This is a genomic window from Chryseobacterium echinoideorum, from assembly GCF_007474535.1.
Taxonomy (GTDB): Bacteria; Bacteroidota; Bacteroidia; order Flavobacteriales; family Weeksellaceae; genus Chryseobacterium; species Chryseobacterium echinoideorum.
The window spans coordinates 42,941-55,354 of record NZ_VKNW01000015.1; the positions used below are offsets into that span (position 1 = coordinate 42,941).

4 protein-coding genes are annotated in these 12,414 nt (G+C 38.1%); all 4 read right to left on the bottom strand.

Translation table 11 applies throughout. The features are described 5' to 3' along the window. Positions 1–101: 101 nt before the first annotated feature. Positions 102–4,367 (bottom strand): DNA-directed RNA polymerase subunit beta', encoded by a 4,266-nt coding sequence (gene rpoC / locus FOL89_RS16350; protein WP_144283841.1) that lies wholly within the window; start codon positions 4,365–4,367, stop codon positions 102–104. 114 nt (positions 4,368–4,481) lie between these two features. After that, a complete protein-coding gene (gene rpoB / locus FOL89_RS16355) occupies positions 4,482–8,303 on the bottom strand; it encodes a DNA-directed RNA polymerase subunit beta (protein WP_144283842.1) in 3,822 nt (1,273 codons plus the stop codon). A gap of 411 nt (positions 8,304–8,714) precedes the next feature. Beyond that, positions 8,715–9,251: a hypothetical protein gene (locus FOL89_RS16360; protein ID WP_144283843.1), complete on the bottom strand. Its 537-nt coding sequence runs from the start codon at positions 9,249–9,251 to the stop codon at positions 8,715–8,717. A 27-nt stretch (positions 9,252–9,278) separates the two neighbouring features. After that, on the bottom strand, positions 9,279–12,368 hold the full coding sequence (locus tag FOL89_RS16365) for a DUF6923 family protein (RefSeq protein ID WP_144283844.1): 3,090 nt from the start codon (positions 12,366–12,368) through the stop codon (positions 9,279–9,281). Positions 12,369–12,414 lie beyond the last annotated feature (46 nt).

A 12,414-nucleotide genomic window follows, 5' to 3' on the forward strand; every position in this document is an offset into this window, starting at 1 on the left:
ATAAATAAAACTTTGAACCCTGAACATTAATTTATAATTATTTTTTTGAATTAAGGATTCGGTATATGAAAGGCATATAGCGAAACACAAAATTCTTTTTATTAGTTGAGATCTTCGAATTCTTTTCTAGAACCTACGATTACACTTTGATATTCTTTAAGACCCGTTCCTGCAGGAATTCTGTGTCCTACAATCACGTTTTCTTTAAGACCATTCAATTCATCAACTTTACCAGCAACTGCAGCTTCGTTAAGAACCTTAGTTGTTTCCTGGAATGATGCAGCAGACATGAATGATTTGGTCTGAAGAGCAGCTCTTGTAATTCCTTGCAATACTGGTGTAGCTGTAGCAGGTAATGCATCTCTTACTTCAACCAAAGCCTGATCTTCACGCTTCAATTTTGAGTTTTCGTCTCTCAATTCTCTTGCAGTAATCATCTGTCCCGGTTTGAAAGCTTTAGAATCTCCTGCTTCAGTAACTACTTTAAGACCGAATACTCTGTTGTTTTCTTCCAAGAAATCATATTTATGCTCAAGAGCTCCTTCAAGGAATTGAGTATCCCCTCCGTCAACAATAGATACTTTTGTCATCATCTGTCTTACGATGATTTCGAAGTGCTTGTCGTCGATTTTTACCCCTTGTAAACGGTAAACTTCCTGAATTTCATTTACTAAATATTCCTGAACGGCAGTTGGTCCTTTGATCTTCAAGATATCGTCCGGAGTAACAGAACCGTCAGAAAGTGGCGAACCAGCTCTTACGAAGTCATTCTCCTGTACCAAAATCTGGTTTGATAATTTAACTAAATAAATTTTTCTTTCGCCAGTTTTAGCTTCAACGATCAATTCACGGTTACCTCTCTTGATTTTTCCGTAAGAAACTACCCCATCAATTTCTGTAACAACCGCCGGGTTTGAAGGGTTTCTTGCTTCGAATAATTCGGTAACTCTTGGAAGACCTCCGGTGATATCCCCTGCTTTTGCAGATTTTCTCGGGATTTTGATAAGGACTTTACCTGCCTTGATTTTTTCACCATCATTAACCATTAAGTGAGCTCCTACCGGTAAGTTGTACCCTTTTTGTTCAACACCTTTAGAATCTACTACTTTCAAGGTAGGTACTGCTTTTTTATTTCTTGATTCGGAGATTACTTTTTCCTCGAAACCAGTTTGTTCGTCAATTTCCAATTGGAATGAAACACCCTGAATAATGTCTTCGTACTCAACTTTACCTGCAGTTTCAGCAATAATAACGGCGTTATACGGATCCCATCTACAGATCATGTCTCCCTTACTTACTTTATCTCCCGGTTTTACAGCCAAGATAGCACCATAAGGAATGTTGGCAACCATCAAAGGAGTTCTAGCTTCGTTATCAGCAACCAATCTGAATTCTGTTGAACGGGAAACTACCACCTCAGCTTTATTTCCGTTTTCATCCTCAGAAGTAATAGTTCTTACTTCGTCCATTTCAACGATACCGTCTCTTCTTGCCACGATGGAAGGATTTTCTGATACGTTACCCGCAGTACCCCCTTGGTGGAAAGTTCTCAATGTAAGCTGAGTTCCCGGTTCACCAATAGATTGTGCAGCAATTACACCTACTGCTTCACCCATGTGGATTTTTTTACCAGTTGCCAGATTTCTACCATAACATTTAGCACAAATTCCTTTTTTGGTTTCACAAGTAAGTGGTGAACGTACTTCTAGAGATTCAAGACCCATTTCTTCAACTCTCTTAGCTAAAGCTTCATCAATAATTTGATCAGCATTAGCAACCAATTCGTCAGTTTCAGGATCATAAATATTATGAAGAGATACTCTACCTAATATTCTCTCAGAGATTCTTTCAACGATTTCGTCGTTTTTCTTCAATGCAGTAACTTCGGTTCCTCTTAAAGTTCCACAGTCTTCTTCTGTAACGATAACATCCTGTGCAACGTCTACCAGTCTTCTCGTTAAGTAACCCGCATCGGCAGTTTTAAGAGCGGTATCCGCAAGACCTTTACGAGCACCGTGGGTAGAGATAAAGTATTCTAAGATGGAAAGACCTTCTTTAAAGTTGGCAAGGATCGGGTTTTCAATGATCTCCGCACCGGTAGAACCAGCTTTTTGCGGTTTTGCCATCAAACCTCTCATCCCTGATAACTGACGGATCTGTTCTTTAGAACCCCTCGCACCAGAATCAAGCATCATGTATACAGAGTTGAATCCTCCTTGGTCAACTTTCATTCTGCTCATGATCATTTCAGTTAATCCTGCGTTTGTGTTTGTCCAAACGTCGATTACCTGATTATATCTTTCTGTATCTGTAATAAGACCCATGTTATAGTTGGCTCTAATTTCGTCAACGGCTTCAATAGACTGCGCAATCATCTGCTTTTTCTCAACAGGAACAACAATGTCTCCTAATGAGAAAGAAAGACCTCCTTTGAATGCATTTGAATAACCTAAGTCTTTCATTGCATCCAGGAACTTAACTGTTGTAGGGAAATCTGTATCAGCAAGGATCTTACCGATAACATTTCTTAATGATTTCTTAGTCAAAAGTTCATTAATATATCCTGATTGTTTAGGTACAATCTGGTTAAACAAGATTCTACCTACAGAAGTTTCAATCAATCTTGTAACGATTTCTCCGTTTTCTTTGATCGGAAGTCTACATCTTACTTTAGCATTTAAAGATACTCTACCTTCAGCATAAGCGATTTCCGCTTCTTCAGGAGAATAGAATGCAAGACCCTCCCCTTTTACTTTCATATCTTCCGTAGAGCTTAATTCTTTAGTCATGAAATAAAGACCAAGAACCATGTCCTGAGAAGGTACGGTAATAGGAGAACCATTTGCAGGGTTCAAAATATTCTGAGAACCTAGCATCAATAACTGAGCCTCAAGGATTGCTTCAGGACCTAACGGTAAGTGTACCGCCATCTGGTCACCATCGAAATCGGCGTTGAATGCTGTTGTTACCAACGGGTGTAACTGGATTGCCTTACCTTCGATCATCTTAGGTTGGAAAGCCTGAATACCCAATCTGTGAAGCGTAGGTGCTCTGTTCAGTAGAACAGGGTGACCTTTCATCACATTTTCAAGGATATCATACACTACCGGTTCTTTTCTATCAATAATTCTCTTTGCAGATTTTACTGTTTTTACAATCCCTCTCTCAATTAGTTTTCTAATGATAAATGGTTTGTAAAGCTCAGCAGCCATATCTTTAGGAATACCACACTCGTGAAGCTGTAAGTTTGGACCTACAACAATTACCGAACGCGCAGAGTAATCTACCCTTTTCCCTAATAGGTTCTGACGGAAACGACCTTGCTTCCCTTTCAATGAATCTGAAAGTGATTTCAATGGTCTGTTTGATTCAGATTTTACCGCTGATGATTTTCTTGTATTATCGAATAATGAATCTACTGATTCCTGAAGCATACGCTTCTCGTTTCTCAAGATTACTTCAGGAGCTTTGATCTCCAATAATCTCTTTAAACGGTTGTTTCTGATAATAACTCTTCTGTAAAGGTCATTCAAATCGGAAGTTGCGAAACGTCCTCCATCCAACGGAACTAATGGTCTTAGTTCTGGTGGAATAACCGGAAGCACACGCATAATCATCCACTCTGGTCTGTTGATCATTCTTGTATTAGCACCTCTCAATGCTTCTACTACGTTTAATCTTTTCAGAGCTTCAGTTCTTCTTTGTTTTGAACCTTCATTGTGAGCTTTGTGTCTCAAGTCGAAAGACAATGCATCAAGATCAATTCTTTTTAATAGTTCCTCAACCGCTTCAGCACCCATCTTAGCGATGAATTTGTTTGGATCAGAATCATCAAGATACTGGTTTTCGATCGGAAGAGTCTCCATAATATCAAGGTATTCTTCCTCAGTAAGAAACTCCATGTGATCGAAATCTGAACCGTCTAATTTTTTAGCAATACCTTGTTGGATCACTACATATCTTTCGTAGTAAATGATCATATCCAATTTCTTGGAAGGAATTCCCAAAAGGTAACCGATCTTGTTTGGTAAAGAACGGAAATACCAGATGTGAGCAATAGGAACTACCAGATTGATATGCCCTATTCTCTCTCTACGTACTTTTTTCTCTGTAACCTCTACCCCACAACGGTCACAAACGATCCCTTTGTAACGAATTCTCTTGTATTTACCACAAGCACATTCGTAATCTTTGATAGGACCAAAGATTTTTTCACAGAACAAACCGTCTCTTTCAGGTTTATGCGTTCTGTAGTTAATAGTTTCCGGCTTAAGAACTTCTCCTCTGGAATCCTGAAGAATGGACTCCGGTGAAGCTAAACCGATGGTTATTTTATTAAATCTACTTGATTTATTTTTATTTGACATAATTTTTATTTTGATTAAAAGATTAAAAGGTTGAAAGATTTAAAAATTACTTTCGCACTTATTATCTCTGAGTTTAATTAATGCTTTAATTTTTTAATAATTAAATCTTTTAATTTACTCTTCCAATCTTACGTCTAATCCAAGACCTTGTAACTCGTGAAGTAATACGTTGAAAGATTCCGGAATACCAGGTTCTGGCATTGCTTCGCCTTTCGCAATCGCTTCGTAAGTTTTTGCTCTACCAATCACGTCATCCGACTTCACCGTCAAGATTTCTCTAAGGATATTGGATGCTCCGAATGCTTCAAGAGCCCAAACCTCCATCTCTCCAAATCTCTGACCACCAAACTGAGCTTTACCTCCTAATGGTTGCTGAGTAATCAATGAATAAGGACCAATAGAACGTGCGTGCATCTTATCATCAACCATGTGTCCTAATTTCAGCATATAAATTACTCCAACCGTTGCAGCCTGTGTAAATCTTTCTCCGGTACCCCCATCATAAAGATAAGTGTGACCAAATTTAGGAAGACCTGCTTTCTCAGTATATTCAGTAATCTGATCAAGACTTGCACCGTCGAAGATTGGTGTAGCGAACTTCATTCCCAACTTCTGACCAGCCCATCCTAAAACAGTTTCATAGATCTGACCTATATTCATACGCGAAGGTACCCCAAGTGGATTCAATACGATATCTACCGGTGTTCCATCCTCTAAGAATGGCATATCTTCTTCACGAACGATTCTCGAAACGATACCTTTGTTACCGTGACGACCCGCCATTTTATCTCCTACGTTAAGCTTACGTTTTTTAGCAATGTAAACTTTAGCCAGCTTCATGATTCCTGCAGGAAGTTCGTCTCCGATTGAAATAGCAAATTTCTCACGGTTTTTAACTCCTTGGATGTCGTTGTACTTTATTTTATAATTGTGAATCAACTGCTTGATCAACTCATTTTTATCAGCATCAACGGTCCAGTCTGCACCACTTACATTTACATAATCTTCAACTGAAGTCAATAACTTGTGAGTAAATTTCACCCCTTTACCGATAATCTCTTCATCTAAGTCATTGGTAACCCCTTGAGAGGTCTTACCACCAACCATAGTATTTAATTTTTCGATTAAAGTATTTCTCAACTCATCAAACTTAGCTTTGTAGGTGTTTTCAATTTCCTCAAGCTTAAGTTTTTCTTCAGTTCTTTTCTTTTTATCTTTAATGTTTCTTGAGAACAACTTTTTGTTGATCACAACACCTCTCAATGAAGAATCTGCTTTCAATGAAGCATCTTTCACATCACCAGCTTTGTCACCAAAGATCGCTCTCAAAAGTTTTTCTTCAGGAGTAGGGTCAGATTCACCTTTTGGAGTGATCTTACCGATCATAATATCTCCAGGTTTCACTTCAGCACCAATTCTGATCATACCATTCTCGTCAAGATCTTTTGTAGCTTCTTCTGAAACATTCGGAATATCTGCTGTCAATTCTTCCATACCTAATTTGGTATCACGAACTTCCAAAGAATATTCATCAACGTGGATAGAAGTAAACCAGTCTTCACGCACAACTTTTTCGTTGATTACGATCGCATCCTCGAAGTTGTACCCCTTCCAAGGCATGAACGCAACCACTAAGTTTCTACCAAGAGCCAATTCTCCTTTTTCAGTAGCGTAACCGTCACAAAGCACCTGTCCTTTTTCCACTGTATCCCCTACTCTTACGTTTGGTCTTAGAGTGATGGTTGTACTTTGGTTGGTTTTTCTAAACTTAGTTAAGTTATATGTTTTTGTAGCGGATTCGAAAGACACTAAGTCTTCGTCTTCGCTTCTTTCATATTTAATGATAATCTTATCTGCATCTACATACTCTACAGTACCTCTTCCTTCTGCATTGATCAGGATTCTTGAATCTTTAGCAACCTGCTGTTCCAGACCTGTCCCTACGATTGGAGCTTGTGGCTTCAACAAAGGAACTGCCTGACGCATCATGTTTGATCCCATCAATGCACGGTTTGCATCATCATGCTCCAGGAATGGAATCAGTGAGGCTGAAATACCGGAAATCTGGTTCGGAGCAACGTCAATCAAATTAACTTCAGAAGGTTCAACAACCGGATAATCACCGTCAAGACGGGCAATAATTCTATCTGTTTCAAAACCACCGTTATCATTCAGCTCAACATTTGCCTGAGCAATTACTTTATCTTCTTCATCTTCTGCATTTAAGTAGATCGGATCTGCATTCAAATCTACAGTACCATCATTTACTTTTCTGTATGGAGTTTCGATGAAACCTAAAGTATTGATTTTAGCATAGATCCCTAAAGAAGAGATCAAACCAATGTTTGGTCCTTCCGGAGTTTCGATAGGACAAATTCTACCATAGTGAGTATGGTGAACGTCACGTACCTCGAAACCTGCTCTTTCTCTTGATAAACCACCAGGTCCTAGTGCAGAAAGTCTACGCTTATGCGTGATTTCTGATAACGGATTGGTTTGATCCATAAACTGAGAAAGCTGGTTGGTACCAAAGAATGAATTAATAACTGATGTTAAAGTTTTCGCATTAACAAGATCAAGCGGAGTAAAGATTTCGTTATCTCTAACGTTCATTCTTTCCTTGATTGTTCTTGCAATTCTTGAAAGACCTACCCCGAACTGACCTGCCAATTGTTCACCAACAGTTTTAATTCTTCTGTTTGATAAGTGGTCAATATCATCAACCTCAGCTTTAGAGTTTACCAATTCGATTAGGTGTCTTACAATTGCAATGATATCTTCTTTTGTAAGAACCTCGGTAGTTGTAGGAATGTTAAGACCTAATTTTTTGTTTAGTCTGTAACGTCCTACTTCACCAAGAGAATATCTTTGCTCAGAGAAGAACAATTTTTCAATAATTCCTCTTGCAGTTTCCTCATCTGGCGGATCTGCATTTCTCAACTGACGGTAAATATATTCTACCGCTTCTTTTTCTGAGTTGGTAGGGTCTTTTTGTAATGTATTCTGAATGATAGAGAATTCGTTTGAATTTTCTTTGTGAATCAAAATAGATTTCACACCAGCATCCAAAATAAGATCTAAATGTTCTTTTTCAAGAATCGTTTCTCTGTCTAAGATGATTTCGTTTCTTTCGATAGAAACAACTTCACCGGTATCTTCGTCTACGAAATCTTCAAACCAAGTGTTCAAAACTCTTGCAGCTAATGTTCTTCCTTCTACTTTTTTAAGTGCTGCTTTAGAAACTTTCACTTCTTCTGCAAGGTCGAAGATCTGAAGAATATCTTTATCAGATTCAAAACCGATTGCTCTTAATAATGTAGTTAAAGGTAATTTTTTCTTACGGTCGATATACGCGTACATTACGCTGTTGATATCGGTAGTAAATTCCATCCAAGATCCTTTGAAAGGAATAATTCTTGAATAGTATAATTTGGTTCCGTTTGCGTGATAAGTCTGTCCGAAGAAAACCCCCGGAGATCTGTGTAACTGAGTTACAATAACACGCTCCGCTCCATTGATAATAAATGAACCGGACGGAGTCATATAAGGAACAGGACCTAAATAAACATCCTGTACAACCGTCTGAAAATCTTCATGTTCAGGATCTGTACAATACAGTTTAAGTCTTGCTTTAAGAGGAACGGAATACGTCAAACCTCTTTCCACACATTCGTCAATCGAATAACGCGGAGAATCTACCAGATAATCTAAGAATTCCAATACAAATTGGTTTCTGGAATCGGTAATTGGAAAGTTTTCCTGGAAGGTTTTGTGCAAACCTTCTTTCTTTCTGTCTTCAGGAAGTGTGTCTAACTGGAAAAACTCTCTGAATGACTCTAATTGGATATCCAAGAAGTCAGGAGTAATAATTTTTCCTTTAGCCGAAGAGAAATTAATTCTCTCCACTCCCTTAGTTGTTGATGTTGTTTTACTCATAAAACTTTTAAGAAAGGGTTAAAAAATATTTTGTTTTTATTAAAAAATATCAGAAAAAGTTTTAAAGAGAAAAGAAGCAGGAGAAAAGACATTTGATGTTTGGCGCTATCAGAAGTGGTCTTTGTTCTTGATTCTTTATTCTAAAAAATCTAATTCTAACTGCAACACTGGTATATCTTTTCACAGTGTAGTGCAAAATATTTTTATGATATCTTATGGGATTAAAATAACAGAATAAGCATAAAACACGAAAAGCCCTTTCAATTTACGAAAGAGTTGATTTTCAATATTTTACCGTATTATGTATAATTTAAGCGCCAAAAGAGACTGCAAATTTACATATTTTTTAGTTCTTAAACAAAAAAACCACCTCAAAATGAAGTGGTTAAAATTTTATCTGCTAAATTTTATTTATGGTTTCCAGAAAGACCAAACCGTCCCATTGAAAACAGCTAATTGCTTATTAAAAGTATCATATACTATCATTCCCGGTGCAGGATTGATAATATTGAGATGAGGACTCGCTACCTTCGGTAAAACCATCGCTTTATTAGTGTCTTCCAAAACTAAAATTCCAGGAGTGGCAGTAAGCGTTCCTATAGCAGATTTAGCAAGAGTATTTTCTGTTGCTGTGTTTTGTATAAGCGCACCATCAACACTTGTTAAAGGATCTACGGTTGTCCCTTGTGTATTTACACTAAGGTCTTTCCATACTGCGGCATTATATTTTACTTTTACTTTTTTATCTGTAAGATCATACACCATACTTCCGTTTACTACGCCAGTAACTGCCGCTGTAGAAGTAACCCAAGGTAAAATCATCCCACGGTTTCCTGTTCCAAAATCTAAAGACACCGATGGTGATGCAACAGTTGCTTTTCCGATTGCTACCTGAGAAAAAACAGATACGGAAATCAACGCAAATAGTATTGTGAATATATTTTTCATTTTAAATTTCTTTAATTATTAATCTGTTTAATTAGTAGGACATGTCTGTGTATTAAAGCAAGCCCAGCCTGCCGGAGTACCTGTGGTATTTACCTGTAAACAATCTAATGTTGTATTGTAAACCATCATTCCTTCTACCAAATCAGCAGCAGGTATTTGTGAAATTTGAGTTGTTGTCAATCTGTTTAGCACAAAACCTTTTGTTTTAGATTCCAAAGCAGTCCACGCTCCTTTTCTTACCATCGGCCAGTTATTTCCCGATGCACTGTTACCCGCTCTGTTTAGAGAAGTAATTCCATGAGAAGTATCTAAAACAGTCCCGGCAGTAACAGCCGGTTTGTAGCAAACAGCTTGAGTATCTGTATCTGTAGCCGTGTTATTAGCAGGAGTAGTTTCTGTAATATTCGAAGGCGGAGTCACAGTTACGGTATTTACAAGATTTCCATTAAATGAAAAAGGAATACTCACCACTACAGTATAGGTAACGGTTCCACCAACAGGCAAATCAACGACATCATTAATTGCCCCCGTCTGCGTTCCGCTAACTGAAGTGGTAGCACCACCTGCAACAGCTGCGGTGTAACTTACATTTGCCGAAGGAATTCCCGAAGGAACAGGATCAGAAACGGTAGCGCCCAAAACACCGAAAGGACCATTATTACTTGCTACTATTGTATAGGTTGTATTGGTTCCTGAAGAGTAGGTTGTTACGCCATCGGTTTTAGTTACCGCAAGATCAGCACTGAAGGCAATAGGAGATGTAACGCAATGCGCCCCATCATTTGCAGAACTGGCAGGAGAACTTGAAATCAAAACTCTTTGCCCATTATTAAGATTAAACTGATAAAAGCCGCCTGTATTATTTGCTCCATACATTTCTCCTGTACTTGAGCCAAACATTGCACCAAAATTTACCGCTCCAGGTGTTATCCCTATCCCGATAACTTCACCAGTGGAAGGGTTAATTGATACAAGCTGACCATTCCCAGAATTGACTCCATACAAAAGGCCATTACTGGTTCTAAAAGCAAAATCTGCCAAATTGATACTTGATGACAATGTAATTAATGTAGCGGTCATTGTATTAAGATTTATACGATAGAGCTGGTTGTTATTAGTATTCGCTTTCACGTAATAATTACCTGAATTATCAATCTCACCTGAATTATAAGTTGCTACAGGAAGCCCTGTCACAGGACCTAGATTAATAGAAGTGCCATCCGTATTAATCACTACAACATTATTAGAATTCAAAGTCTCCATTCCATACATACGCCCGTCCAATGGATTTAATCCTATCGCATTATAAGTTACAGAGGCTGTTCCTATCGGAGGATAGGTAAAAGGATTTGAGCTCGTGTTTACATTGTACAAAGTAGCACTTTGGGAAAGATACATCGAATTAGTACATCCAAAAGCACTCGCACATTGAACATCCTGTAATGCTGAATTTTGTGAAGCTCCTATTCCTTGTCCAACATCACTTCCAATATCTGCAGCACCTGATGGGTTGACTAAATTGGGAACACCATTAGCATTTACGCCACCATTAGCAACCGTATTGATACTTCCGTTAGCGTTTATTTGTGACAATGTTACATTTTCATCTCCTTCTATTGCATCAAAACAACCATCTCCGTCAGAATCCAGATCTAAATGATTAGCAATACCATCTCCATCAGTATCAAGCTCTAAAGGAAGATCAGAACAAAAATTTGTAAAACGTACACTTTGCTCATTTACAGCTCCTCCTGTAGAGGCTGTATAACCAAAGTAAACCCTACTCGTACCGCCAAAATAACTGGTAATAGGATTTGAAGTTGGGAAGGTATAACTTCCTGCCAAGACTCCCCCTACAGTGTAAGAAAGCCTCTTATTGGGAAAGTCCCATGTTATAACAACCGTTCTCCAAACATTATCTTCAACATTTCCTAAATCTATAGCAGTTGTAAGCAAGTTAGCTCCACTTTGACTTGCAGAAGCCCAAATCTGACCGTGATCATTAGGAATATCTCCCACAGAAGTTCCATTATCATAAGTATCCACTTCGAGTACAATACCATTTTGGATTCCTGAAGCACCAAGCCCTCCTCCTGAAGCACCTACTGCATCAACTCCATCCGGAGAATTGTGAAAAACTGTGGCAATCCCGTCTGCACCGGCATCACTACTTCCAAAATTAGCTTGATATGTTAATGTAAAGCTTTTACTAAAATCTACTTTACCATAAGACCACATCTCCCCCGCTTGAGTATTGGTAGCAGGAGTAAGTCTTACTTGCATTGGGTTAATCTGTGTAGCATTCCCATTAAGCTTAAAAATGTCACTCACTGTAGAATTAGGATCTATTCCTTTTTCGGTACAATCATCAATACCGTCATTATCATCGTCAAGATCCAAAGAATTTGCAATGCCATCTCCATCAGAATCGCACTCAAGCGGTGTAAATACAATATTATCTATTCCTAAATCATTTCCACTTGCCCCATTTCCCTGTAGATTAACAATTTCTAAATTCACTGTAGAAGTATTAGCCACAAAATTAAGAGTAAGCCTTCTCCAAACATCATCATTAGCCATTCCCAAAGCAGAAGAAGTCGCAGTCGCAAGAACATTATTACTTGCATCTCTGATATTCAATCGTAGATTAGGTATATCAGCACAGTTGTTACACAACCCTGCCATATCAATTCTAAATCTATACTCCTGACCAGGTATTACACCTAGATTACTTATACGATAGATAGCTTGATTGAGCGTTGCACCAGAATTAATATTGATCATAAGATATCTGCCATCTGTGCTACCATCAGTAATTGTATTATAGCCTGCATCTCTATTTCCCGTAAGATCCGTCTGTGTATGTTGTGCCGTTTGTGAAAGCGATCTGGTCACCGTATAAGATCCATCTGGTGGAGAAGAAGCCACAAAAGTATGACCAATCACATTGGGATCTGTACTTGTTCCTGTTCCTGTTCCGAAAGTATTACTATAGATTGGTGTCGATTCCGCTTTGAAATCACATGGAATAGACTGAGCAAAAGCAACACAACCTAATGACGACATTAAAAGTGTTACTGTTTTTTTTATCGTTGTAAAAATATATTTACTTGTCATATGATAATAAATTTTAATACCTTTTTCCTTTTTAGAAAAAGATATA

Coding starts and splice junctions, on each gene's coding strand:
- rpoC (WP_144283841.1), bottom strand. CDS start 4,367: ATGTCAAATAAAAATAAATCAAGTAGATTTAATAAAATAACCATCGGT.
- rpoB (WP_144283842.1), bottom strand. CDS start 8,303: ATGAGTAAAACAACATCAACAACTAAGGGAGTGGAGAGAATTAATTTC.
- FOL89_RS16360 (WP_144283843.1), bottom strand. CDS start 9,251: ATGAAAAATATATTCACAATACTATTTGCGTTGATTTCCGTATCTGTT.
- FOL89_RS16365 (WP_144283844.1), bottom strand. CDS start 12,368: ATGACAAGTAAATATATTTTTACAACGATAAAAAAAACAGTAACACTT.